Here is a 26,221-nt window from a genome sequence, read left to right on the forward strand (position 1 = left end):
AAATATGAATAAACTAATATTAGAACCACTATATTTATCATTATATTTAGCTTTTATAAGTTCATTTATATTAATAATATTATGCATGCCAATAGCTTGGTGGCTTGCAAAAACAAAAAAAATATTATTTAAAAAATTTATAGAAACAGTGATAGCTTTGCCACTAGTTTTACCACCAACAATATTAGGCTTTTATATTTTAATAATACTAAATCAAAATACAATCATAGGTAAGTTCTGGTTTAATTTATTTGGTTCCGACATTATTTTTTCAATGTCCGGATTAATAATAGGTTCAATAATATATTCATTACCATTTGCAACGCAACCACTACAATTGTCATTTGAAAAAATAACAAAAAAAACTATAGAACAAGCACAAATATTACAAAAATCAAATTTATTTATTATAATAAAAATAATTTTACCACTAATAAAAAATGGCATAATAAAATCATTTGTATTAAGTTTTGCTCATACATTAGGTGAATTTGGTGTAGTTTTAATGATAGGTGGAAATATTCCAGGGAAAACTCAAGTATTATCTATAGCAATATACGAAAAAATAGAACAGTTAGATTATTATTCAACTCACATACTATCACTAATAACTTTACTAATATCATTTGTTATATTAATAATATTATTTAACATTAATGAAGAATATGAAACTTGAAGCTTTTTTTTATAAAAAACTAAACACATTTACTCTAAATGTTACAATAAAAACAAATAATACAAATATAATAACAATATTAGGGGAATCAGGATCTGGGAAAACAACTCTGTTAAATTGCATGTCTGGGTTAATAATCCCAGATAAAAGTTTTTTTAAAATAAATGATGCAATATTTAACGATTCAAAAAAAAATATTTTTATAAAAACAAATAAAAGAAAAATAGGTTACATACGTCAAACTCCAACATTATTCGCTAACTTATCTGTATACGAAAATATATGCATAGGACTAGCACCACAAAAAAAAAATAAAAACATAAAAAACTTAATAAACATTTTACAATTAAATAAAATATTAAAAAGAAAAATAACAAATTTATCTGGCGGTGAAAAACAAAGAGTTATGATAATGCAAATTCTACTTATGGATCCAAAGATAATATTATTAGACGAGCCATTAACAAATCAAGATGAAAACATTAAAAAAATAATAATAAAATATATTAAACATTTAAATGAAAAATTAAACATTCCCATAATATGGGTATCACATAACATAAAAGAATTAGAATTAATATCAAAAAAAACATTATATCTTACAAAAGGGAAAATAATATATTCAAACTTTTAATTACAAATATTACAATATTGTTTTTTATCAAATTTTAAAATTAAAAAATCTAAATTTTTAAAATCAAAAAATAAAATTTTGGACAACAAAGTATTATAATTATAATTATTATTTTTATTTAACAAAAACTTAACACACTCTATAGCCTGAAAAGCACCTATAGCTCCAGCAACTGGGCCTAACACTCCGTGTCCCAAAAAATTTACATACGAAAAATCTTTATATAAACAATTATAACATCCAAAATTACGTGAAAATATAGAAATACACCCATTAAAACCCAAGATAGATCCGTATATAACGGGTATATTTAACTTAATGCCACATTCATTAACAAAAAACTTAGATTCTAAAGAATCGGTACAATCCAATATAACATCATAACTAATCATAATATCTAAAAAATTATCACGTGATAAACGTTCATTATAAGTAAATATATTAGTAGTATTATTTATCTTTCTTAAAAAATCTTCAGCACAATAAACTTTGCTCTTGCCTAAATCAAAAATATTATACATAAATTGTCTATTCAAATTACTTAAATCGACTTTATCAAAATCAATAATTCCTAAAGAACCGATTCCACAAGAAGCAAGATAGACCAATGCAGAACTACCTAATCCACCAGCACCAACGCACAAAACCTTAGATTTCAAAAGTATATCTTGCCCCAAAATACCAATATCAGATAAAACAATATGTCTAATATAACGCTTATAAAAATTGTACATAACTAATCATTATTAATAATACCCAAAATATTAAGTAAACTCAAAAAAATATTATATAAACTTAAATACAAAGATATAGTAACATTAATATAATCGGTTTCTCCTTCATTAATGACAGAACTTATGTGATATAAAATGCTTGCTGATGAAAATATTATAAAAAAACCCGAAATTAATACATGTAATAACTTTATATGAAAAAATAAATTAAAAATTATACAAAAAATAATAACTAAGCTTCCAACAAACAAAAAATTAGATAAAAAACTAAAATTTTTCTTAGTTATAAAAACATAAAAAGATAACGACAAAAATATAACGCCAGTTAAAAATAAAGCCATAAATAAAATTTGTGCACCATTTTTAACATATAAAAAATGATTTATATAAGGACCAATATAATATCCCAAAAAACCTGTTAATGCAAAAACAAAAAACAAGCTAAATACAGTCTTCTTAAAATATTCTATACAAAAAAGCAAAAATATATAAATAACAATCATCGGTAAGAAACCAACAGGTTTGGCAAATGATTTTATACTAATAAAAGCCATAACGGCACTAAACAATATAGTGCTTGATAATAATAAATAAGTATTAACTAAAACTTTATTAATAAAAATAGAATCAAAACCACTTCGTCTTACCGAAAAAGATCTAATATTATTATTCATAAAAAACAACCTTAAAAACTTTTAATAATTTTCATTATAACTATCATTAGATAAAAACATTGGCTGCAATAATATAATAACATCTTCTCCATCTAAATTAAGTACATGTGTAATCAATTCCCCACTTAATTCATAGCCCTGTTCTAAAGCTAAAGCTATTTTATTTTCAAAGTCTTCAATATTATCATCGCTTCCTTTAATAATTATACATGGCTTCATAAAAGCTCCTTATCTATAGATTTTATACAAACTAATTTTTCATTTTCAGACAAACTTATTAATGAAACACCAGTAGCCTTTCTACTAACACAAGTAATTTCATCAACCTTTATTCTGGATATTATACCAACATCGCTAATCAAAAGCAAATCATTATTAATAAAAACCATTTCAACATCAACTAAATTGCCGGTTTTTTTATTAATTTTAGTTCCTATAATTCCCTTACACCCTCTTCTTGTTATACTATACTCATCGCTTTTTATACGTTTACCATACCCATTTTCAGTAACAGCTAAAATATAACCATCTACACCAATAATAACAATAGATACAACAAAATCTAACGCTGCAAGTTTTATTCCCAAAACACCCTTAGAATTTCTACTTGAGCATTTAATATCTTTTACATGAAATCTAACAGCTCTACCAAAATTAGAAAATATAACTACATTATCAGAATCTTCCACAATTTTAACTTTAACCAAAAAATCATCTTTAGCCAAATCAATAACAAAAATACCATTACTACGCTGATTTTTCAATTTCGTTAATAAAATTTTTTTAACAATACCTTTTTTTGTGATCATAAATAAATATTCATTATCACCATAATTCTTAACAGATAAAAAAACATTTATAATTTCTGCTGAATCCAACTTTAATAAATTAATTATAGGAATACCTTTGGATTGCCTAGTATATAATGTAAAATTGTGCAAATCAAGCCAATAAACTTTTCCAAAATTAGAAAAACATAACAGAACGCTATGTGTATCACAAATCAAAGAATTTTTAATAACGTCATTATCTTTTAAAGTAACAGCAATTTTACCTCTACCACCCTTATGTTGAACATTATAATTTTTTAACAATTGTGCTTTAATATATCCAAAAGAAGACAATGTTATTACTATAAATTCTTTAACAACCAAATCTTTAGATAAAACATCATTAATGTTATAAACAATTTTAGTTTTTCTAGGATCTCCAAATTTATTCTTAATAAAAAACAACTCATCTTTTATAACGGATTCTAAAACATTTTTATTATTTAAAATTTCATTATAAAGAGATACATCTTTCAAAATTCCAACATAATCTTCAAACAAATTTTCTTTTTCTAATTTTGTTAATCTACTTACTTTCATATCTAAAATAGACTGTATCTGAATATTAGAAAATTTATATTTTTCTATTAGAAAATCTTTTTTATAAAAAGTAATACAACTATAATCCCAATCAATAAGTGAAAACTTACTTTTTATATCAGAAATATCATTTGATTTTACTATTAAATTTATTAATTTATCTAAATTATTAACAATAATACATAAACCTTCTAATAAATGAGCTTTATTTTGCGATTTCAAAAGATTAAATTTAGTTCTTCTATATATTACTTCTCTACGATGATCTAAAAAACATTTTATTATAGATTTCAAACCTAACAATTTTGGAACATTATCAACCAAAGCAACCATATTAACATTATAAGTAATTTGCATTTTTGTTTTTAAAAATAAATTATTCAATATAACATCTACATTTTTACTCTTATTTAAATAAATACACACTCTTAACCCATCTTTATCACTTTCATCTCTAATAGATTTAACTCCATCCAATAACCCAGAACTTAATAAAGAATGAAAAGATTCTAATAGTTTGGATTTATTAACTTGATATGGTAATTCGTTTATTACAATACACGAATCATTCAAATGAGATTCAACATAAGTACTTGCTCTCAAAAAAAATTTACCTTTACCAGTTTTATAAATATTTTTAATCTCTTCAGCACCAAAAATAATTCCAGAACTAGGAAAATCGGGTGCAAGAACACAAGTCATTAAATCATCAGTTGTAATATTACTAGAATTATTTAAAAATAATAAACAAGCATCAATTACTTCATTTAAATTATGTGGAGGAATATTAGTAGCCATTCCAACAGCAATACCACACGAACCATTAACTAATAAATTTGGTATCATCGTTGGTAATACAACAGGCTGCTTTTCAGTGTTATCATAATTATCAACAAAATCAACAACAGAAAGCTCCAAATCTTTTAATAAAAACTCAGAAAATTCAGACATTTTAATTTCAGTATAACGCATAGCAGCAGGTGAATCACCATCAATAGACCCAAAATTACCTTGACCATCAATTAAAACATATCTTTGAACAAAAGGTTGAGTCAATCGAACTATACTGTCATAAACAGCAACTTCGCCATGAGGATGATATTTACCTATTACATCACCAACTATTCTAGCAGATTTTTTATAATTTTTATCGAAAGTATTGTTTAATTCACGCATAACAAATAAAATGCGCCTATGCACAGGTTTTAATCCATCTCTTACATCTGGAAGTGCTCTACCAACAATAACGCTCATAGCATAACTTAAATAAGAATTAATTAATTCATCTTCTATAAAAACTTCGTTTACCATACCCATATTTTAAAAAAAATACCTTAAAAAATATAAAAATATTATTTATCATTTAATATAAAAATTATATAATAAAAGAAAATAATTACAAATAATTTAAAAAAAACATATAGAAAAAACAATGCAATACATAAATATAAAAATTAAAACACTAGAAAATTTATATACATTCATTAAAAATAACTTTGAAAACATGACAAATAAAAATATTCATATATTAATAAGAAAAAAAAAATTTTAATAAATAAAAAAAATACGAATGCAAAATATAAAATTAAAAAAAATGACATAATAAATGTAACCAACGAAATTAAAATAAAAAATATAAAAAAAAATAATACTAATTTTATAAAAAATATAATAATAGAAACAGAAAATTTTATAGCATTAAATAAGCCATTTGGAATAGCTGTGCACAATGGGACTAAATCAGAAAAAAACATAATAGATTTAATAAAAAACAAAGAATATGAATACATAGAACTATGTCATAGATTAGATAAAAATACATCTGGATGTATAATATTGGCTAAAAACAAGGATTTTCTATCAAACTTTAATAAATTAATATCAGAAAAAAAAATCATAAAAGAATATCACGCCATTATAAAAGGTAATTTAGAAAAACAAAAAATAAAAATAAAAACAAAAAATAAACTAAATCTCTATAATTCTAAAATCAATGATAACGATAAATATTCAGAAACTGTAATAAAAAACATTGAAAATTATAAAAATGCATCGCTAATCAAAATAATGCCAATTACTGGCAGGTTACACCAAATAAGAATACATTTAACTCATATAGGATATCCTATAGCAAATGATGAAAAATATGGTAACAAAACATTTAATAATGAAATTAAAAAATATGGTAGTTCAAGAATGATTTTACATGCAAAAGCAATAAATTTCACATGTCCAATAACCAAAAAAAGATTTAATATACATGCTGAATATGATTATGAATTTACAAAATTAATTGAAAAATTAAAAGGAATAACTAATGCATAATAACATTACAGAACACACATATAATATTAAAAAAAAATATGTTAAAATGATAGCATTAATATTAATTATTATATTTATAATATTTGTATTTAATAAATCAGACACAGATGATAAACATATAGCAATTATAGAAATAAATGGTATCATAACAGAAAAAAATAATAATTCAAAAACTATAATAAATTTATTGGATAATGCTTTTTTTAATAAAAATTGTAAAGCAATAATATTAAAAATAAACAGTCCTGGTGGAACACCAGTGCAAACAAATATAATACATAATTATATAAAAAAATTAAGAAATACTAAAAAAAAGAATATATATTCAATCATTGAAGATATTGGTACATCAGGCGCATACTTAATAGCAACAGCAACAGAAAAAATTTATTGTGACCCATCAAGTATAATAGGGTCTATAGGAGTAATTATAACATCATTTGGGTTTGTAGAAACTTTAAATAAAATAGGCGTTGAAAGAAGAATCTATAAGGCTGGAAAACATAAAGCAATAATGGATCCTTTTACAGAAAAAAATAAAAATGACGAAATTATAATTCAACACAATTTAGAACTTATACACGAAAATTTCATAAATACAGTTAAAAAAAATAGACCGAATTTATCAACATCATTGCAAGAAGAAATATTTTCCGGAAAATTTTGGACAGGTAAAGATGCTATAGAATTAGGTTTAATTGATGGTTTTTATGATATATATACTTTATCATCAGAAATAATAGACGTAAATAAAACAATAGATTATAATAAAGAAAATATAATTGATATAATTATTAATAATTTGTTTAAAAAATAAGGATTTTTTTATATGGCAGTTCAAAAAAGTAAAAAAAGCAAAGCAAAAAGAAATACACGTCGCAGCGCTAATACAATATTTAATCCTCCAACTTTATCAAAAGATAAAGAAACTGGAGAAACACATATGAGACATTTTATGACTAAAACAGGATACTATAAAGGTAATTTAGTTATCAAACAAAAAGAAAAAAAAAAAAAATTAGAAAATACAGATAATCAAACATAAATATTTTTATAAATTTATGTTGCGTCTTGTTAATTTTTTATGTTTAATATAAAAATGATGGTTTAAAAGTCATCATTTTAAAAAAAATTATAAAAGGAGCTTCAAAATGGCAGATACATTTGAAAGAATTAAAAAATTAATAGTTGAACACACAGAAATAGATGAAAGCAAAATAACACTACAATCATCATTTTCAGATGATTTAGGTGCTGATTCTCTAGATATAGTGGAAATAATAATGGCATTGGAAGAGCAATTTGAAATAGAAATAACAGACGAAGAAGCAAATAATCTAATAACAATAAAAGATGCAGTAGATTTTGTAAATAATAAACTTTCTAAAAAAGAAAATATATAATATATATTAATAATTTATATTTCAGACAAAAAATTATCTAGACTAGAAAATTTATTCTTGTTATTAATAGAACTTTTCAAAAAAGATTCTTCATGAGTTTCTTTATCAACTGATCTAAATACACCCAAAGGAAAAGGAATATCAGAAAAAGATAAACTAGCCAACATAAGTTGTAAAAAATTGTCAGAATTAGTATCATGAAATAAATACTCATCAGAAGAGTCTTTTTCTTTTATATGAAAAGATAAATTTTTTGATAAACAAAGCTTCTTTTCTAAATTACTTCCAAATACTAAAGGTTTTTCATTTTCCAAATAAATTACTTTATCGAGTCTGTCATGGCTATCAGTAATATCTGAATATATTTTATTATTAAAAACGTTACAATTTTGCAAAATCTCTATAAAAGAAGTTCCTTTATGATTAAATCCTTTCAAAACAATATCTTTTAATTTAGATGAATCACTGTCAACAGCTCTTGCAACAAAAGTGCATCCTGCGCTTAAAATCATTAACAAAGGATTAATAGATCGTTCTATTGAACCAAAGGGTGAAGATTTTGTTAAAGTACCTTTTTCCGAAGTAGGAGAATATTGCCCCTTAGTAAGAGCATAAATTTTATTATTTATAAATAAAACATTCAAATTAATATTTCTTCTAACCATATGTAAAACATGTGCAAGTCCAATACTAAACCCATCACCATCACCTATAACTAACCATACGTTCAAATCACTTCTAGATAAACATAACCCTGTTGCAACTGCTGGAGATCTTCCATGTAAAGTATGAAAGCCATAAGAATTAACATAATATGGAAATCTACCAGAACAACCTATGCCAGAAATAAAAACTGTATTTTTATTAGATATCCCCAAGGAATGTAAAGTCTTTTGTACTGTCATCAATATAGCATAATTTCCACATCCAGGACACCACTTTACTTCGCGGCATGATTCAAAATTATTTAATATAGTCATAAAATATCAAAAATTTTATTTTTTAAAAAAATACGGTCAAAGGGCTTGCCAGTAACCTGATTAATATTAATAATCTGTATAATATAATTAGCACGTAATATAAAAGATAATTGTCCACAATTTTCTTCTATAACAACAATTTTTTCAAAAGAATCTATAATAGATTTTAAATTTTTAGGGAATGGATTTAAATGGCGTAAACAAACTAAGGAAAAAACTTTATTCATTTCATCATATAAAGATCTGACTAAGCCAAAAACACTTCCCCAAGTGATAATTAATACTTTTCCACCTAAATTTCCAATAACAGAAACATCTTCTATATAATTAACTAAATTTAATATTTTCTTATGTCTCTTTTCAACCATCAAAGAATGATTTATAGGATCATGAGAAACATTTCCAGTTATAACATCCCTTTCTAACCCACCTATACAAATAACATCACCTTCTTTGCCAGGTACATTCCAATTGAAAGACTTATAAAAATTATCAAAATCAACTAAACTCCATTTTTTTATTTCTAACAAACAAGGCACTTTCCATAACTCAGAACTATTTGCTAAATTAGCATCAGATAATATTATTACAGGTGATAAAGAAATTATCGATAAATAAGAAGCTTCTATAATGGTCCAAAAACAATCACTAGGTGAATTCGGCGCCAAAACAACAACAGAACTTTCCCCATGTCTACCAAAAATCGAAGCTAATAAATCTGTTTGCTCTGATTTAGTTGGTATACCAGTAGATGGCCCACAACGTTGAACATCTATTAAAATTAATGGTAAATTAGCCATAATGGCCAAACCTAAGCCTTCTTGCATTAAATCAAGACCTGGTCCACTAGTACAAGTAAAAGCCAAAGATCCTCCATATGAAGCCCCAATAACAGAACAAATTGCAGATATTTCATCTTCTAACTGGAAAACACGTATAGACTCATCAATATAGTTAGCTAATTCATGAAAAATATCTGATGCTGGAGTTATAGGGTAATTTGCAGAAAATAATGGTAATTTCAATAAAAATGAACTTGTAATAGCTCCAATAGCAAAAGCTTTATTGCCAGAAATTTTAACTAATTTATCATCTTTTCCATATAACTTTAATGCAGGTATAAAAAACTGATTATTAAAAAGTTCAATTGTAGAACAATAATTATATCCAGCCCGTAAAACTTTTTCATTAGCAAAAAATAAATCACTATCACCAAATTTCTTCTTTAACCAATCAATAATACCATCTAAACTTCTATCATAAACCCAACAAATAACACCAAGTGCAAAAAAATTTTTACATTTTTTAGCTTTTGAAACAACATTTATAATATCTTTGACACAAGCATATGTAAGAGTAGTTATTGGAATACTAACTAATTTAAAATTAGATATCGATTCATCTGTTAAAGGATTAGAAACATAACCAGCTTTTTTGAAATTTTTATCATTAAAAGAATCAGAATCAACAAATAAAATTCCACCAAGTTTCAACATATTTAAACTAATTTTAAGTGCTGCTGGATTAAAAACCACCAAAGAATCTACTTCATTGTCAAAACTAAAGATTTTTTTACTAGATATTGTAACCTGAAATCCAGAAATTCCAGAAATAGACCCAGCAGGAGCACGTATTTCAGATGGATATTCAACCAAAGTATAAACATCATTACCAGATTTTATAACACTAGAATCAGAAAACTGATTTCCTATAAGCTGAATACCATCACCAGAATCACCAGCAAATCTAATAACAACTTTATCTAATAATAACTTACCCATAAAAAACAAAAAAAATACGATTGAATTTAGTATAATAAAAAACTATAATATAATCAAATAAAAAGATAAAAGAGTGAATAATTATGTTAGAAAATAAGAAAATCTCAAAGCAAGAAATCGTAATAACGCGCGCTGATTTACCATTATCATGTCCTATTAACCAAACATGGGCAGGACATCCAAAAATATATTTAGATATAAAAGAAAAGAAAAAAATAACATGCCCGTATTGTGGTAATATTTATAAATTAATTGATTAATCAATATTTTCTATTTAAAACAAAATCTATCAAAGATAAAGCTAAATGAGTATATTTGGATTCAGGTATACTCAAAATAGCTTTTTTAGCTAAATCTGCATAATCAGATGCTAAGTTAAAAGTGTAATTTAAAGCATTAGATTTTAACACATTATTTCTTATGTCCAAAACATCATCTGAAGTAAAATCTCTGCTTAAAATATTTTTTACAAAGATTTTATTAGAATTACTTTCATTCATAAAATAAATAAGCGGTAATGTAAACGTAGAACTTTTAATATCTGTAGCTATATTTTTACCAAATCTAACATCATCTGTAGAATAATCCAAAAAATCATCAACTAATTGATAAGCAATCCCCAAATACATGCCATAATTAAATGCTGCAATTTTTAATTCATCTTGCAAATTCGACAAAATAGGACTGACAGAAGCAGAAGCTGCAAATAATTGTGCTGTTTTACATTTTATTATATTTAAACAATCAGACTCTTTAATATCAAAATTACTTCTATTTACCAATTGATAAACTTCTCCTTCCGACATAATATTAGTTGTGTCAGCCATAAGTTTTAAAATATTTAAATTATCAACGTTTACCATCATTTGAAAAGCTCGTGTATAAAGAAAATCTCCGACTAAAATAGCCTCTTTATTGCCCCATAAATTATTAACAGTAATTTTACCACGTCGTTTATCTGATAAATCAACCACATCATCATGAAGTAAAGTTGCTGTATGAATTAATTCTATTGCTCCTGCCATAGAAATTGTTTTATCATGATCAGATGAAAAAATTTTAGAAAATAACATTACAATCAACGGTCTTACACGCTTGCCACCATAAAGAATAACGTATTCACCTACATTCCCTATCAAATCTATATTAGAATATAAACTCTTAACAATAAAATCTTCAACCAGCTTCATTTCAACCTCAAATTTTTTTTTTATATCTTCTATATTCACAAAAAAACTCCTAAAATTTATAAACTACAAAATAATAATACATTAATTACTTGTAGTTTTTAAATAAAAATTATACACTTTTTTACAATATTAAAAAAATAAAAAAAATGAAAAAAAAATCAACTTCATTAACAAACATTGATGAAAGCATAGATTTTTACAAACAAAGAATAAAAAATATTCCAATTTTATCAAAAGACGAAGAATATAATCTTGCAAAAAAATTTAAAGAAAAAAATGACATACAAGCAGCAAAAAAATTAATAGAATTAAATATAAATTACGTTATAAAAATAGCAAAAAATTATTCCGGTTATGGGATAAATATTAAAGATTTAATCCAAGAGGGTATAATAGGATTAATGAAAGCAGTAAATAATTTTAATCCAGATAAAAAATATAGACTTATATCATTTGCTATTTATTGGATAAAATCAGAAATACATGCATATATAATTAAAAATCTAAGAATAGTTAAAATAGCATCAACAAAAAAACAAAAAAAACTATTTTTTAATCTAAAAAACATAAAAAAAATAGGTTGGTTAAACAATAAAGAAAAAAGCCCAATAATAAATCTATTAAATACAAAAACTAAAGAATTAGAGTATATGGAAAGAAGACTGAATTCTAAAGATATTAAAACTGAATATCATAATGATGATATTAAACATACCGATGAATCACAAATAGAATTAGATAAATATGCTTATGAAATAAATAAAGAAAATGATCCACTTATAATAACAGAAAAAAACAATTTAAAACAAATAAATAAAAAAAAATTAAATAAAGCTTTATATAAATTAGATAAAAGGAGTTTAGATATAATAAAAAATAGATGGTTAAATGAAAATACTCAAACATTAAAAAGTTTAGCCGACATATATAATATATCTTCAGAAAGGGTAAGACAAATAGAAAATAATGCAATTAAAAAATTAAAATTTTTAATAGAATCAGAAAAATAAAAAATATGAATATAAACGAACTAAAAAATAAACCAATATCAGATTTAATAAAAATCGCTTCAGATTTAAATATAACAGACATAGGCAGAATGAGAAAACAAGAAATTATATTTTCTATACTAAATGAAAAAGCTAAAAAGGGTGATAGTATATGTGGAAAAGGAGTTTTAGAAATATTACAAGATGGATTTGGCTTTTTACGATCACCAGATAGCTCTTATTTAGCCGGTCCAGATGACATATACGTCTCACCAAGTCAAATAAAAAAATTTAATTTAAGAACTGGAGACGAAATAAAAGGTAAAATAAGACCGCCAAGAGATGGTGAAAGATACTTTGCTTTATTAAAAGTAGATGAAATAAACACAGAAGCTCCAGAAATAGCAAAAAACAAAATAGCTTTCGAAAATTTAACACCATTACATGCATGCGAAAGATTTACATTAGAGATGAAAAATAATACTAACGATGATATGACATCTAGAATAATAGACATAGCAGCACCAATAGGAAAAGGTCAGAGAGCATTACTTGTTTCTCCACCTAAAGCTGGAAAAACAGTAATGCTTCAAAATATAGCTAAATCCTTAACAGAAAATAACAAAGATAGTCATTTAATAGTTTTATTAATAGACGAAAGACCAGAAGAAGTAACAGAAATGTCTAGATCTGTAAAAGGTGAAGTAATAGCAAGTACATTTGACGAACCCGCTAGCAGGCATATTCAAGTTGCTGAAATGGTTATAGAAAAAGCCAAAAGATTAGTAGAACACAAAAAAGATGTTGTAATATTACTTGATTCAATAACACGATTAGCCAGAGCATATAATACTGTTGCCCCATCATCAGGAAAAGTTTTAACAGGCGGTGTAGATTCTAACGCATTACAAAGACCAAAAAGATTTTTTGGATCAGCAAGAAATATAGAAGAAGGAGGAAGCTTAACAATAATAGCAACAGCTTTAATTGAAACTGGCTCAAAAATGGATGATGTAATATTCGAAGAATTCAAAGGAACAGGTAATTCAGAAATTTATTTAGATAGAAAAATATCAGAAAGACGAATATATCCATCAATTAATATAATTAAATCAGGGACTAGAAAAGAAGAACTTTTAATAAATCCAAATGACTTACAAAAAATATGGTTATTAAGAAAAATATTACAACCTATGGATGAAGTAGAAGCTATGGAATTTTTAATTAAACATTTAAAAAATTCAAAAACAAACGAATATTTTTTTGAACTAATGAATACAAAAATGAATTAATACTATGATATACAATTTTATAATAAAAAATATATTTATAATAATAATAATATTTATAATAATTTTAACACTTCTTATTATAGAAATAAAAGATTATCAATATAAAAAAAATGGTGTAACACCTCAAGAAGCAATAAAATTATTAAATAATAACAATGCAATTATAATAGATTTAAGAGAAGAAAATATTTTCAATAACTTATATATTTTAAACTCTATAAACATACCATATAATAAAATAAACGAATACAAAAATACTATTATACGACATAAAAAAAGTCTGATAATTTTAATAGAAAACAAAAAAAACAATAAGGCAGCAACAAATTTATTAAAAAGCTATGGATGTAATAACATGACGTACATAATAGATGGAATAGAATCTTGGAAAAAAAGTGATTTACCAACATATAAAAGAGAACAAAAATGAATATGAATATACTTATATACACGACACAAACATGCACATATTGCAATTTAGCAAAAAACTTATTAAAGGAAAAAAAATTGCAATTTACAGAAATAAATATAGAAACTGACTTAAATATCTTTAAAGAATTAATTAAAAAAACAAGCCATAAAACAGTTCCTCAAATATTTATAAATGAAAAATTTATAGGTGGTTATACAGAACTATATGAATATTTAAAATAAAAAATAAGTAAGACTTAATTTTTAATAGTAAAATCTTTAATAGATTTTCCAATTTTATCTATAGAATCTATTATATAAACACCATTTCTTTTTAAAAGTCCTACTTTTTCATTAGCTTTACCACTGGTAGATCTTATTATAGCGCCAGCATGTCCCATTCTTTTTCCAGAAGGAGCACTAACTCCAGCTATATAAGCAAAAACAGGTTTTTTCATGTTATTTTTCAGATATATTGCAGCTTCTTCTTCCAAGGATCCACCTATTTCACCTATAAGTAATATAACTTTAGTATTTAAACAATTATTGAAATGTTTTAAAAAATCAATAAAATTAGAACCCACTATTGGATCTCCACCTATGCCAACACTCATACTTTGTCCCAAATCTAAATCAGAAGTTTGTTTTATAGCTTCATAAGTCAAAGTTCCAGATCTAGAAACAATACCAACCATACCAACTTTATGTATATTAATTGGCATAATACCTAACCTACAAATGCTTGGTACAACCAACCCCGGCGAATTAGGACCTATAAAAAATACATTTTTTTCTTTTAAAATTTTCTTTAAAAAAAACATATCTAATAAAGGAATACCTTCGGTAATACAAACAATAAACTTAATACCAACATCTACTGCATCTAAAACAGAATCAACACATTTATTTGCTGGAACGAAAATAATGCTAGCGTTTGCTCCAGTAGCATCAACAGCATCTTTTGCATTATCAAAAACAGGTTTTCCCAAGTGATAAATACCACCCTTACCAGGAGAAATTCCAGCAACAATATTTGTATTATATTTAATAGATAAATCAGAATGGTATGTTCCCATTTTACCAGTAAATCCATGACAAACAATTTTAATATCTTTAAAAAAATTCATATTCATTTTAGTTCCTTAGAAATTTTCACAACTTTTTCTACAGCAGTAGTAAAATCAGATTCAAAAAATACATTATTTTTACATTCAGATAAAATTAAAACTGCTTCATCAGATTTATTTCCAACAAATCTAACAACAATAGGTATATTAATTTTCATAAGCTTTATAAATTTAACAATACTGTGTGCAATAAAATCACATTTAACTATTCCACCAAAGATATTAAAAAATACACAATTAACTCTATTATTTAAAAGAATTATTCTAATAGCATTAAAAACTCTATCTTCAGTAGCATCCCCACCTATATCCAAAAAATTAGCAGGAGAACCATTTTTCATATTTATTAAATCCATTGTAGACATAGCTAACCCAGCTCCATTAACAATACAACCTATATTACCTTCCAAAGAAATATAACTCAAATTATATTTTTTTGCTTCAACCTCTAAAAAATCATATTGAGTTACATCATTCGAAATAAACAAATCTTCCTGTCTGAAAAAAGAATTATCATCAACTTCAAACTTAGCATCTAAACATAAAAAATCATCATTTTTTATTATCAGGGGATTAATTTCTAATAAAACCAAATCGTTTGAAATAAAAATATCTAAAAACGAAGATAACAAAACTTTCATTTTGTTAAATAAAAACACATCTAAATCTAATTTTTTTAATATATACTTAACATTATAATCAGAAATACCAAATAAAGGTTCTATATTAAGAGTAAAAAATTTTTTTCCAGACGAACTTTCTATAGAACCTCCAGAATCATTTGAAAATAAAAAACATATATTCTCGTCAGCCCTATTAATAAATAAAGACAAATAAAAACTTCTAGAAAAATCAATAAATTCTTCAACAAGAACTTTTTTAACAAGCTTGAATTCTCCACAAGTTTGATTTGTAACAATTTTTGATCCCAACATTTCATTTAACTTTGAATACAGATCATTGAAATCATTATTCACTAAGACTATACCACCAAAATTAGCTCTAGACCCCGAATGAATTTGTGCTTTTAAAAATAACTTATCAGAAATAAATAAAGACTTTATAGTTTGAATAGTATTTATATCTTCTACAAGGATTGATCTAGGAACTAAGATGTTATGTCTTTTCAAAATTTCTTTACTTTGATATTCATGTAAATACATATTTATCTCTTAAAAAATAAATTATATTATATATAAATAAAAACATATTATTAATAAATAAATGAAAAAACATATTAAAAAACTACACAAATCAAGAAAATTATTATTACAAAGTTTATACGGCTTAACACTTAATAAAGAAAATAATACACAAGATCTAATAAAAATTAAAAACAAAAATAAAATAAATTTAAAATATTTAGACAATTCAATAAAAACAATAACTAAAAAAAATACAATTTTAGAACTTATTGTAAAAACATATATAAAAAATTATAATATAGGTCTTATAGAAAAATTAATACTTAAAATAGCAACTTTTGAATTTTTTTTCAATAAAAAAATTCCACCCAAAGTTATAATAAATGAATCAATAAATTTATCTAAAATATTTTGTAATCAAAAAAGTCATAAAATGATAAACAAAATACTAGATAAAATAATTAAAAATAAATAAAACTACTTTTCTTCAGAAAATTTATTGACAAAACCACCCTCTATTTCTCTTAAAGCAATAACCGTTGATTTATTTTTTAAAGGATCAACAAATAATTTTGAATTTTTAAAAGAGATATCTTTTGCTCTTTTAGATGCAACCAATACTAATTCAAATTTATTAAAACAAGATTTATAACAATCTTGAAATACAAAATCAGACATATTATTACCCTCAATATTTTTTTAAAAAATTAAAAAAATTCACAAATATTAAAACAAAGTTTTTTTAATCCAATGTTATTTTTTGAAGAAATGTAAAAGATATTAGAATAATTAAACTTTGATAAAATTGTTTTATCTATGGAATAAAAGCTAGTAACTAAATCACTTTTGTTAATTATTAACCATTTTTTTATATTAAGCAAATCCAAATTATAAACTTTTAACTCATTATTAAGTATTGCTAATTCTTTTAATAAATAACTTTTAGAATCAATTTTTTCAGCATCAACAAAATGCAATAATAACTTAGTTTTTAACAAATGTTTTAAAAAATTAAAACCTAGACCAATACCTAAACAAGATCCCTCAATTATACCTGGAATATCAGCTATTAAAATTTTATCAAAATTAAAAAATTTCAAAGTTCCTAAAACTGGATGTAAAGTAGTAAAAGGATAGTCTCCAACTTTAGAAAAAACATTTGAAACACGATTAATAAATAAAGATTTTCCAACATTAGGAAACCCTAATAAACCAACATCAGCCAATATTTTTAATTCCAAATGAAATTTTGCTAATTTAGAAGCGCCACCCAATAATAATTTATCAAAAATATTTTTATCACATGATTTTAAAAAAAAATTACCATATCCAGCACGCCCACCCTTTAAAACTAAAAATTTATCATCATCATTTAAAATATCACAAATAAAAACATTATGTTCTTTATCATAAATAGCAGTCCCCAAAGGAACTGAAATATATATATCAACACCACTTTTGCCAGTTCTAAGATTTGACTCTCCATTTAATCCATCACCAGCTTTATAATTAAGATTAAACTTCAAATTACTAAATGTTTTTAAATTTTTATCTCCTATAAAATAAACATCTCCACCTCTTCCACCATTACCACCATCAGCTTTACCCAAAGACCCATAAGATCCTCTATTAAAACTAACACAACCATTTCCTCCTCTACCAGAAGAAACATACAAATCTATAGAATCAACAAAAAACATAAAATTTAATTATCAACAACATTTACATATAAAGTTCTGCTTTTTCCTCTAGCTAAAAACTTAACAAAACCATCTTTTAAAGCAAATAAAGTATGATCTTTTCCTAATCCAACATTTACACCATTATGAAATTTTGTACCTCTTTGTCTAACTAAAATGTTACCACTTTTTACAAATTCTCCACCAAAACGTTTAACTCCTAAACGTTTTGATTTAGAATCTCTCCCATTTCTAGAACTGCCACCAGCTTTTTTTGTCGCCATAAAAACTCCTTAAACTTACTTATTACCTATAAAAATAACTTTTAATGTAGTCATTTTTTGTCTATTTCCAATACGTTTCATATGATGTTTTCTTCTTCTAAATTTTAAAGTTATTTTTTTATCCAACTTAAAATGATTTATAACTTCTAATTTAACAACAACATCTTTTAAAAAAGGAGAACCAAAAATGACACTATCCCCATTATTATAAAAAATTACATCATCTATATTAATAATGCTGTTAGCAGCAACATTAATAAAATCAACTTTAATAAAACAATTTTCTTTAACTAAATATTGCTTATTTCTATCTGAAATTAAAGCATGCATAAAAACTCCCATATAAAAATACAAAATAACTTTATAAAAATTTAACTTTTTTTAAAAATAACTTCATGGCAATTCTTTTCAAACCAATTCAAATCATTTATACTTGAAAAAACTAATTCTCTATAAAAAAAAGATAACTCATAATCATTAATTTTTGACTTATCATAAATATATTTAATATAAATATTAATAATATTAATATCAAATCTATTAATAGAAAAACTACCAAAAATACTTTTTTCAAAAAAACTTTTAAGCTCTAAAAATAACCCATTCCAATCAACAGACAAATTATATAATAAAACTGGAATACTTTTTAAAATTAAAAATTTATCATCAAAAATTTCAAAAACAAATCCATAAGTAAAAAAAATGTTTTTAAAATCTAAAAAAATTGAAAAAATTTCCAAACTAAATAAATCACAATACAAAACATTTTTACTCAAAATTCTTCGTTTTTTTAAATATTGTAAAGAAAACAATTTATTTAAAACTCTATTTCTAATGTTAAACAACTTAATAAAATATAATTTATTTTCTAAATAAAAACAAACATTTACATCATCTAAAACAAGAATAATCTCATTACAATTATTAAAAATTTTTCTATTATTAAAATTCATACAAAAAAATTTATCCAAATCAAATTCTTTTTGGAAAACAGTTTCTTTATTTTTTAATAAATAATTTGATAAAATAATTTTATTAGCATTTACTGAATTAAATATAGAATCAAATAAAAATTTATAAATAAAAGCATAATTTTTAAAAAAAACATCCATTTTGTTGACACTAAAAACAATGCTATACTCACATGGATCCAAATATAAATAAAAACAATAACTTAAATTCAAAATTTTATTAAGTGCAGTAAAAATATCTTGAAAAATTCTATCAATAATGTCAGACTTTATTATTCTATTATTAACATAAAAAAATTTAAACTTTTTAGATTTTTTTTTATTATCATTAAAATAAATAAACCCAGAAAAACTAATATCATTCAATAAACAATTTATATCAACAATATTATCCGTATTAATTCCAGGATAAAAACATTCGAATCTTTTTATCTTAGAATAATCATTACTGCAAATAGGAAAATTATACAATTCAATATTATTAGAATGAAAAATAAATCTAACATCAAATCTTGATAAAACCATACACGACAACATATGTAAAATATCATTTCGCTCTTCAATAAAATCTTTGGAAAAATTTTTTAATTCTAAATTATTATAAAACAAATTTCTAACATCTACGGTAGTTCCATTTGTTCCAGGATTAACATTTAAACTATTTTTTTTTTCAGAATTTAAAAAACTAATTTTATACGCGAATGATTGATCATAAGGCTTAGAAATAATGCTTAAGTTAGATAAAGAATTTATTACATATAATGATTCGCCTCTAAACCCATAAGTACTAATATTAATTAAATCACTTAATTTAAATACTTTACTTGTATTAAACCTTAATCCTACTTTAAGTAAATCATCTTTATAAACACCAATACCATTATCTATAACTCTTATTAATTTTATACCAAAACCCTCAAGGTAAATAGATACACTAGAACTTGATGCATCTAAACTATTTTCTACCAGTTCTTTAAGTACACAAGAAGGACGTTTTATTAAAAAACTAATGCTAAATTTAGTAATAATATCATCAGATAATTTATCAATAAAAAATCTTTTCATAAAAAATTAAAAAAATCTCCTGCATTCTTTAAAATAATAAATATTTAATATACATCTATTACAAATTCTTAGTTCATTAAATTTATTTACACTCCTATGCCAACATCTTTCACATTTAAAAAAATTAGACTTTACTATTTCAAAATAAAACCCATCACTTTTTATATCTAAAATACAATTAACTTTAGAAACCAAAAAAAACAAAAACAAATCATCTTTTAATTTTAATAAAAAATTAAACCAATAAATATCACAATAAAAATACAATTCAAGCTCTAAAGAAGAGCCAATATTAAATTCATGTCTAAATCTTTCTATAATTTTATTAACATAATCTTTAATATAAAAGAGTTTATCAAAAAAAATAAGATCAAAAACATTGAAATGTTCATGATTTAAAAATAAATTAACTTTCAAATCAAAAACACTGGAATGCACAGAATTAACAACATATTTAATATTTTTCCAAATTTCTTCAGCGGTAAAAGACAAAATTGGAGAAATTAATTTAACAAATTCATATAAAATATAATACAATGTAGATTGGCAAGATAATCTAAAAATAGATGAAGATCTGGTTAAATATAATCTATCTTTAACTATCTCAAAATACTTACTGCCCAATTCATCTATACAAAAATTATATATTTTTTTATAAACAGAATAAAACTTATATTCATTAAAATCTCTAATAAGATCATCTTTAAATAAAATAAATTTTTTTAAAATCCATTTATCTATATAAAAAATATCAAAATACATAACTAAATTATTTTCAGGGTTAAAATCATAAACATTAGACAAGAAAAATCTGAAAGTATTTCTAATCTTACGATATGATTCACATACACGACTTAAAATTTCTTCTGAAATATTAACATCAAAACAATAATTAACAGAAGAAACCCATAATCTCAAAACATCAGCGCCATAAATTTTAATAACATCATTAGGAGAAACTACATTGTTAAGCGATTTAGACATTTTTCTGCCAAATCCATCTAAAACAAATCCATGCGCAACTATAGTTTTAAATGGAAATAAATTATAATTAGCCACAGAATTAATTAAAGACGCTTGAAACCACCCTCTATACTGATCATTACCTTCCAGACATAAATCAAAAGGAATTTTTAAAAAATGAAATTTATTTAAAATAAATTCATAAACAGAACTAGAATCATACCATACATCTAAAACATCAGTTACTTTTCTATACAAAACAGGATCAATATTAAAATAAGCAAAAACATCGCAATCATACCAAAAATTTGTACCATCATTTTTAATAAGTTCAATTATTTCATCTAATATAAGTAAAGACCTAGGATGTAGAGAGTCATCATTTTTATTAACAAACAAAAATATAGGCACTCCCCAAACTCTTTGTCTAGAAATACACCAATCAGGCCTATCATTTATCATTGACAATATCTTTGTTTTACCATTTTCCGGTATCCATCTAATAAAATTCTTAGACATATTAATAACATTACTTCTCAATAATTTATTATCTACACTTAAAAACCATTGATTAGTTGTTCTAAATATAAGTGAACTTTTATGTCTCCAACAATGTGGATACCTATGTAAGATACATTCATGCAATAACAAATTATTTTTTTCTTTCAACTTAGCAACAACATTTGGATTAACATCTTTAATATTCAAACTAGAAAAATCTTCAACATCACCATAAAAATATCCATTTACATCAATCTTATTCTGTATTGGCAATCCAAATTTCAAAGCTACTTTATAATCATCATACCCATAGCCAGGTGCTATATGCACACATCCAGTTCCAGAATCACTAGAAACATGATCACTTAAAACAACCTTAACAAATTTACTATACATTGGATGAATAATTCGCATATTAAGAAAAAAATCAGCAGAAAAAGTATGTAAAACATGTATGCGATTAAATGCTAATTTTTTTACAACAAAATCTAATAATTTTTTATCAAAAATATACCCAATTTCTTTATGTGCTATAAGTAAATATTCTGCTTTAGGATTTAATGCTATAGCTTCATTAAAGGGCAAAGTCCAAGGAGTTGTTGTCCAAATAACAAATCCAATCTTACGAAAATAAAACTTATCAAAAAAATTTTCAAAGTCAAATATTTCAAAAAAAACATAAATTGAATCAGATTGTTTATCTAAATACTCTAATTCAGCATCAGCTAAAGCTGATGTACAATCAAAACACCAATAAACTGGTCTAATACTACTATAAATATAACCATTTTCTAATAAAGATCTAAAAGTTTTAACAATAGCTGCTTCAAATTTAAAATCCATAGTTTGATAAAAATCATTCCACGATGCATTTATACCTAATCTAATAAAAGAGGATCTTTGAATGCTAACTTGTTCATCAGCATATTTCTTACACAAAGCTCTGAAATCACTATCAGAAACTAAAAATTTTGATTTTTTTATAATTTTTTCAACATTAAGCTCAATAGGTAGTCCATGACAATCCCATCCTGGAACAAAATTTACAAAAAAACCATCTAAGCGCTTAAATTTACAAACTATGTCTTTTAAAATCTTATTAAACGCATGACCTATATGAATATCGCCATTAGAGTATGGTGGCCCATCGTTTAAAACAAAAATTTTCTTATTAAAACTTTTTTTATTATATAAATTTATACCATCCCAAAACTTTAAAATATCATTTTCATTTAAGCTAAGATTTGCCTTCATTGAAAAATTTGTCTCAGGTAAATTTAAAGTAAATCTATAATCCATTTAAACATCTCATTTCAAAACTTTATTAAATTAAACAAAAATATATAAAAAATAACAACATAATATAAAAGTTTTTAAATAACATAAAAAAAAATTTGCATAACTGTTATAAAAAATATATTATTGTATAAAAATATTGCTGACGTAGCTCATCTGGTAGAGCAGCTGACTTGTAATCAGCAGGTAGTAGGTTCAAGTCCTATCGTCAGCTAAATTCTAATTAATTTTCTTGACTTTTATTTATTAGAATGAAAAAATATCTACTTATTAAAGGAGGAGTGCCCGAGTGGACAAAGGGAACAGACTGTAAATCTGCCGACCGAAAGGTCTACGTAGGTTCGAATCCTACTTCCTCCAAAAAAAAATCAAATCAAAAACGCGGATGTAGTTTAACGGTAAAACTTCAGCCTTCCAAGCTGATAAAGTGGGTTCGATTCCCATCATCCGCTTTAAAATATAAATCCGTAAAGCCCATATAGCTCAGAGGCAGAGCATTTCCTTGGTAAGGAAAAGGTCACCGGTTCAATTCTGGTTATGGGCTAAATTTTTAGGAGATAACAAGTGTCAAAATTAAAATTTGAAAGAACACTACCACATATAAATGTAGGCACAATAGGACACGTTGACCACGGCAAAACAACATTGACTGCAGCAATAACAAAAATCTTGTCTAAAAAATTCGGTGGAGAATTCAAAGATTACGGTGATATCGATTCCTCCCCAGAAGAAAAAGAAAGAGGAATAACAATTTCAACTACACACGTTGAATATACATCAGAAAATAGACATTATGCTCATGTAGATTGTCCAGGACACGCAGATTATATAAAAAACATGATTACAGGAGCTGCGCAAATGGATGGAGCAATTTTGGTTGTATCTGCAGCCGATGGTCCTATGCCTCAAACAAGAGAGCATATCTTGTTAGCAAGACAAGTTGGTGTACCTAGTATAATAGTTTATCTAAATAAAATAGACTTAGTAGAAGACGAAGAATTATTGGAATTAGTAGAAATAGAAATAAGAGAATTATTGTCAAAATACGATTTTCCTGGAAATGATATTCCTATTATTAAAGGCTCAGCATTAAAAGCATTAAATGATGAAGATAAAGATTTAGGTGAAAAATCTATACTTGAATTAGTAAATACAATGGATAAATATTTTCCTATACCTAAAAGAGATATAGAAAAACCATTTTTATTACCTATAGAAGATGTGTTCACAATTTCAGGAAGAGGTACAGTTGTGACAGGAAAAATTGAAAGAGGAATAATAAAAGTTGGTGAGGAAGTAGAAATTGTAGGAATCAAAAAAACATTAAGAACTACATGTACTGGTGTAGAAATGTTTAGAAAAATATTAAATGAAGGTCAAGCTGGTGATAACGTTGGAGTATTATTACGTGGAACAAAAAAAGAAGAAGTTGAAAGAGGCCAAGTATTAGCAAAAATAAAAAGCATAAATCCTCACAAAAAATTTAAAGCAGAAGTTTATGTGCTTAGCAAAGAAGAAGGTGGCAGACATACACCATTTTTTAACGGATATAGACCACAATTTTACTTCAGAACCACAGACGTAACAGGAGAAATAATATTACCAAAAAATGTAGAAATGATAATGCCTGGTGACAACATAAATATAGAAATAAATTTAATATATCAAATAGCTATGGAAGAAGGATTGAGATTTGCAATAAGAGAAGGCGGAAAAACAGTTGGTGCTGGTATAGTTTCAGAAATAATAGAATAATAAAAAGGCCAGTGGCTCAATTTGGTAGAGCAGCGGTCTCCAAAACCGCAGGTTGGGGGTTCGAGGCCCTCCTGGCCTGAAAATTTTTATTTAAATAAAATGAAAAATTATAAAACAAAAAAATATACTGCAATAAAAATAATAATGCTACTGGCATTATTAACTATAATTAATATTTTAATCCAAAAAAAAATAGTTATGCTTTTAATGACAAGCATAATAATAACAATATCCACTATAATTTTATTAAAAAATAAAAAATCAGATTTACTTGATTTAAAATCAGAAATAAAAAGCATAAGCTGGCCAGATAAAAAAGAAGTAAATCAATCAATGTTAACTGTAACACTTATAATTATTAGTGCAAGTTTGATTATATGGTTGATAGATTCTACATTAACATTTTTAATCTCAAAGATAATATGAGTAAAGAAAATAAACTTAAAAAATGGTACATAATACAAACAGTTTCTGGTCATGAAATAAAAGTAAAAGAACAATTGCAAGAAAAAATATTACAACTAAATTTAAATAATTTTTTTGGTAAAATATTAATACCTACAGAAGATATAATAGAAATAAAAGCTGGGAAAAAATATACAAGTAAAAGAAAAATATTTCCAGGTTATATTCTAATAGAAATGCAAATAACAGATGACTCAATTCAAATAATAAAAAACATAAAATATGTTTTTGGATTTATTGGTGGTACACCAGGAAATCCTACTCCTTTAAGTGAAGATGAAACAAAAAAAATTTTAGATAAAATGAAAGAAAGTTCAAAAAAACCAAAACCAAAAAAATTATTTGAGACGGGAGAAATGGTAAGGGTAATAGATGGACCTTTTTCTGATTTTAACGGCACAGTAGAAGAAATAAATTATGACAAAAACAGGCTTTGTATAGGAGTACTTATTTTTGGAAGATCAACGCCTATAGATTTAGATTTCAGTCAAGTGGAAAAAATATAAAAGGT

30 protein-coding genes and 5 tRNA genes are annotated in these 26,221 nt (G+C 24.5%); 20 read left to right on the plus strand and 15 right to left on the minus strand.

Going from position 1 to position 26,221, the window contains the following annotated elements; all coding sequences use genetic code 11:
- Positions 1 to 4 precede the first annotated feature (4 nt).
- Together modB and ESZ_RS01460 are read left to right on the plus strand one after the other, a co-directional pair.
- A complete protein-coding gene (gene modB, locus ESZ_RS01455; protein WP_176605010.1) occupies positions 5 to 676 on the plus strand; it encodes a molybdate ABC transporter permease subunit in 672 nt (223 codons plus the stop codon).
- A complete protein-coding gene (locus ESZ_RS01460) occupies positions 666 to 1,310 on the plus strand; it encodes an ATP-binding cassette domain-containing protein (protein WP_176605011.1) in 645 nt (214 codons plus the stop codon). The genes modB and ESZ_RS01460 overlap by 11 nt, the downstream gene beginning before the upstream one ends.
- On the opposite strand, the gene ESZ_RS01465 is transcribed toward ESZ_RS01460, so the two are convergent.
- From ESZ_RS01465 to gyrA, 4 genes are read right to left on the minus strand one after another with little or no spacing between them, the layout of a single operon-like run.
- Positions 1,307 to 2,044, minus strand: coding sequence for a HesA/MoeB/ThiF family protein (locus tag ESZ_RS01465; protein ID WP_176605012.1), 738 nt, complete (start codon positions 2,042 to 2,044; stop codon positions 1,307 to 1,309). The two genes, ESZ_RS01460 and ESZ_RS01465, sit on opposite strands and share 4 nt — an antisense overlap.
- Positions 2,045 to 2,046: 2 nt before the next feature.
- Positions 2,047 to 2,718 carry a Bax inhibitor-1 family protein gene (locus tag ESZ_RS01470; RefSeq protein WP_176605013.1) on the minus strand — a complete coding sequence of 224 codons (672 nt, stop codon included), beginning with the start codon at positions 2,716 to 2,718 and terminating at the stop codon, positions 2,047 to 2,049.
- Positions 2,719 to 2,739: 21 nt separating this feature from the next.
- The gene (locus ESZ_RS01475; protein ID WP_176605014.1) at positions 2,740 to 2,937 is read right to left on the minus strand and encodes a hypothetical protein; all 198 of its coding nucleotides are present in this window, start codon (positions 2,935 to 2,937) and stop codon (positions 2,740 to 2,742) included.
- On the minus strand, positions 2,934 to 5,405 hold the full coding sequence (gyrA, locus tag ESZ_RS01480) for a DNA gyrase subunit A (protein ID WP_176605015.1): 2,472 nt from the start codon (positions 5,403 to 5,405) through the stop codon (positions 2,934 to 2,936). The genes ESZ_RS01475 and gyrA overlap by 4 nt, the downstream gene beginning before the upstream one ends.
- 267 nt (positions 5,406 to 5,672) lie before the next feature.
- Between gyrA and ESZ_RS01485 the strand changes: the two genes are divergently transcribed.
- The 4 genes from ESZ_RS01485 (at position 5,673) to ESZ_RS01500 (ending at position 7,816) form a co-directional block, all read left to right on the plus strand.
- Entirely contained in the window at positions 5,673 to 6,413 is a 741-nt protein-coding gene (locus ESZ_RS01485; RefSeq protein ID WP_242012210.1) for an RluA family pseudouridine synthase, read from the plus strand.
- Positions 6,406 to 7,230, plus strand: a complete 825-nt coding sequence (gene sppA, locus ESZ_RS01490; RefSeq protein ID WP_176605016.1) for a signal peptide peptidase SppA — start codon at positions 6,406 to 6,408, stop codon at positions 7,228 to 7,230. Before ESZ_RS01485 ends, sppA begins: the two co-directional genes overlap by 8 nt.
- Before the next feature lie 12 nt (positions 7,231 to 7,242).
- Positions 7,243 to 7,458 (plus strand): 50S ribosomal protein L32, encoded by a 216-nt coding sequence (rpmF, locus tag ESZ_RS01495; protein WP_176605017.1) that lies wholly within the window; start codon positions 7,243 to 7,245, stop codon positions 7,456 to 7,458.
- 106 nt (positions 7,459 to 7,564) lie between these two features.
- On the plus strand, positions 7,565 to 7,816 hold the full coding sequence (locus ESZ_RS01500) for an acyl carrier protein (protein WP_176605018.1): 252 nt from the start codon (positions 7,565 to 7,567) through the stop codon (positions 7,814 to 7,816).
- 14 nt (positions 7,817 to 7,830) lie between these two features.
- On the opposite strand, the gene ESZ_RS01505 is transcribed toward ESZ_RS01500, so the two are convergent.
- The gene (locus ESZ_RS01505) at positions 7,831 to 8,796 is read right to left on the minus strand and encodes a 2-oxoacid:ferredoxin oxidoreductase subunit beta (RefSeq protein WP_176605019.1); all 966 of its coding nucleotides are present in this window, start codon (positions 8,794 to 8,796) and stop codon (positions 7,831 to 7,833) included.
- Complete coding sequence (locus ESZ_RS01510) at positions 8,793 to 10,577, minus strand: 2-oxoacid:acceptor oxidoreductase subunit alpha (protein ID WP_176605020.1); 1,785 nt, start codon at positions 10,575 to 10,577, stop codon at positions 8,793 to 8,795. Before ESZ_RS01510 ends, ESZ_RS01505 begins: the two co-directional genes overlap by 4 nt.
- An 83-nt stretch (positions 10,578 to 10,660) precedes the next feature.
- Between ESZ_RS01510 and ESZ_RS01515 the strand changes: the two genes are divergently transcribed.
- Positions 10,661 to 10,837 (plus strand): zinc-finger domain-containing protein, encoded by a 177-nt coding sequence (locus tag ESZ_RS01515; protein WP_176605021.1) that lies wholly within the window; start codon positions 10,661 to 10,663, stop codon positions 10,835 to 10,837.
- Here the strand turns inward: ESZ_RS01515 and ESZ_RS01520 are convergent, their stop codons facing one another.
- Positions 10,838 to 11,806 (minus strand): polyprenyl synthetase family protein, encoded by a 969-nt coding sequence (locus ESZ_RS01520; protein WP_176605022.1) that lies wholly within the window; start codon positions 11,804 to 11,806, stop codon positions 10,838 to 10,840.
- 107 nt (positions 11,807 to 11,913) lie between these two features.
- On the opposite strand from ESZ_RS01520, the gene ESZ_RS01525 reads away from it, so the two are divergent.
- From ESZ_RS01525 to ESZ_RS01540, 4 genes are read left to right on the plus strand one after another with little or no spacing between them, the layout of a single operon-like run.
- Positions 11,914 to 12,777: an RNA polymerase factor sigma-32 gene (locus tag ESZ_RS01525; RefSeq protein WP_176605023.1), complete on the plus strand. Its 864-nt coding sequence runs from the start codon at positions 11,914 to 11,916 to the stop codon at positions 12,775 to 12,777.
- Between the two features lie 5 nt (positions 12,778 to 12,782).
- Positions 12,783 to 14,048 (plus strand): transcription termination factor Rho, encoded by a 1,266-nt coding sequence (gene rho / locus ESZ_RS01530; RefSeq protein WP_176605024.1) that lies wholly within the window; start codon positions 12,783 to 12,785, stop codon positions 14,046 to 14,048.
- A gap of 4 nt (positions 14,049 to 14,052) precedes the next feature.
- Complete coding sequence (locus ESZ_RS01535) at positions 14,053 to 14,478, plus strand: rhodanese-like domain-containing protein (RefSeq protein ID WP_176605025.1); 426 nt, start codon at positions 14,053 to 14,055, stop codon at positions 14,476 to 14,478.
- Positions 14,475 to 14,702, plus strand: coding sequence for a glutaredoxin domain-containing protein (locus tag ESZ_RS01540; protein ID WP_176605026.1), 228 nt, complete (start codon positions 14,475 to 14,477; stop codon positions 14,700 to 14,702). Before ESZ_RS01535 ends, ESZ_RS01540 begins: the two co-directional genes overlap by 4 nt.
- 14 nt (positions 14,703 to 14,716) lie before the next feature.
- On the opposite strand, the gene sucD is transcribed toward ESZ_RS01540, so the two are convergent.
- The gene (gene sucD, locus ESZ_RS01545) at positions 14,717 to 15,592 is read right to left on the minus strand and encodes a succinate--CoA ligase subunit alpha (RefSeq protein ID WP_176605027.1); all 876 of its coding nucleotides are present in this window, start codon (positions 15,590 to 15,592) and stop codon (positions 14,717 to 14,719) included.
- Positions 15,589 to 16,749: an ADP-forming succinate--CoA ligase subunit beta gene (sucC, locus tag ESZ_RS01550; RefSeq protein ID WP_176605028.1), complete on the minus strand. Its 1,161-nt coding sequence runs from the start codon at positions 16,747 to 16,749 to the stop codon at positions 15,589 to 15,591. Before sucC ends, sucD begins: the two co-directional genes overlap by 4 nt.
- Positions 16,750 to 16,810: 61 nt before the next feature.
- On the opposite strand from sucC, the gene ESZ_RS01555 reads away from it, so the two are divergent.
- Entirely contained in the window at positions 16,811 to 17,206 is a 396-nt protein-coding gene (locus ESZ_RS01555) for a transcription antitermination protein NusB (protein ID WP_176605029.1), read from the plus strand.
- 2 nt (positions 17,207 to 17,208) lie between these two features.
- On the opposite strand, the gene rpoZ is transcribed toward ESZ_RS01555, so the two are convergent.
- The 6 genes from rpoZ to ileS are packed head-to-tail and all read right to left on the minus strand — an operon-like array spanning position 17,209 to position 23,493.
- Positions 17,209 to 17,409, minus strand: a complete 201-nt coding sequence (gene rpoZ / locus ESZ_RS01560) for a DNA-directed RNA polymerase subunit omega (protein ID WP_176605030.1) — start codon at positions 17,407 to 17,409, stop codon at positions 17,209 to 17,211.
- Between the two features lie 29 nt (positions 17,410 to 17,438).
- Positions 17,439 to 18,431 carry a GTPase ObgE gene (gene obgE, locus ESZ_RS01565; RefSeq protein ID WP_176605031.1) on the minus strand — a complete coding sequence of 331 codons (993 nt, stop codon included), beginning with the start codon at positions 18,429 to 18,431 and terminating at the stop codon, positions 17,439 to 17,441.
- Positions 18,432 to 18,436: 5 nt separating this feature from the next.
- Entirely contained in the window at positions 18,437 to 18,694 is a 258-nt protein-coding gene (gene rpmA, locus ESZ_RS01570) for a 50S ribosomal protein L27 (protein WP_176605032.1), read from the minus strand.
- A gap of 15 nt (positions 18,695 to 18,709) precedes the next feature.
- Positions 18,710 to 19,024 carry a 50S ribosomal protein L21 gene (rplU, locus tag ESZ_RS01575; protein ID WP_176605033.1) on the minus strand — a complete coding sequence of 105 codons (315 nt, stop codon included), beginning with the start codon at positions 19,022 to 19,024 and terminating at the stop codon, positions 18,710 to 18,712.
- A 41-nt stretch (positions 19,025 to 19,065) separates the two neighbouring features.
- Positions 19,066 to 20,730: a DNA mismatch repair endonuclease MutL gene (gene mutL / locus ESZ_RS01580; RefSeq protein ID WP_176605034.1), complete on the minus strand. Its 1,665-nt coding sequence runs from the start codon at positions 20,728 to 20,730 to the stop codon at positions 19,066 to 19,068.
- Between the two features lie 6 nt (positions 20,731 to 20,736).
- A complete protein-coding gene (gene ileS / locus ESZ_RS01585; protein WP_176605035.1) occupies positions 20,737 to 23,493 on the minus strand; it encodes an isoleucine--tRNA ligase in 2,757 nt (918 codons plus the stop codon).
- A gap of 138 nt (positions 23,494 to 23,631) precedes the next feature.
- Here ileS and ESZ_RS01590 point away from each other — a divergent pair.
- The 8 genes from ESZ_RS01590 (at position 23,632) to nusG (ending at position 26,216) form a co-directional block, all read left to right on the plus strand.
- A tRNA-Thr gene (locus tag ESZ_RS01590) sits at positions 23,632 to 23,704 on the plus strand.
- A gap of 61 nt (positions 23,705 to 23,765) precedes the next feature.
- Positions 23,766 to 23,850: transfer RNA gene (locus tag ESZ_RS01595), tRNA-Tyr, on the plus strand.
- A gap of 21 nt (positions 23,851 to 23,871) precedes the next feature.
- Positions 23,872 to 23,942: transfer RNA gene (locus ESZ_RS01600), tRNA-Gly, on the plus strand.
- Positions 23,943 to 23,962: 20 nt separating this feature from the next.
- Positions 23,963 to 24,034, plus strand: a tRNA-Thr gene (locus tag ESZ_RS01605).
- Positions 24,035 to 24,054: 20 nt separating this feature from the next.
- The gene (tuf, locus tag ESZ_RS01610; protein WP_176605036.1) at positions 24,055 to 25,245 is read left to right on the plus strand and encodes an elongation factor Tu; all 1,191 of its coding nucleotides are present in this window, start codon (positions 24,055 to 24,057) and stop codon (positions 25,243 to 25,245) included.
- A 5-nt stretch (positions 25,246 to 25,250) separates the two neighbouring features.
- Positions 25,251 to 25,324 (plus strand) — tRNA-Trp (locus tag ESZ_RS01615).
- Positions 25,325 to 25,344: 20 nt separating this feature from the next.
- Positions 25,345 to 25,671 (plus strand): preprotein translocase subunit SecE, encoded by a 327-nt coding sequence (secE, locus tag ESZ_RS01620; RefSeq protein WP_176605037.1) that lies wholly within the window; start codon positions 25,345 to 25,347, stop codon positions 25,669 to 25,671.
- Positions 25,668 to 26,216, plus strand: a complete 549-nt coding sequence (gene nusG, locus ESZ_RS01625; protein ID WP_176605038.1) for a transcription termination/antitermination protein NusG — start codon at positions 25,668 to 25,670, stop codon at positions 26,214 to 26,216. Before secE ends, nusG begins: the two co-directional genes overlap by 4 nt.
- Positions 26,217 to 26,221 lie beyond the last annotated feature (5 nt).

The organism is Candidatus Azoamicus ciliaticola (assembly GCF_902860225.1).
GTDB classification, from domain to species: Bacteria; Pseudomonadota; Gammaproteobacteria; order UBA6186; family Azoamicaceae; genus Azoamicus; species Azoamicus ciliaticola.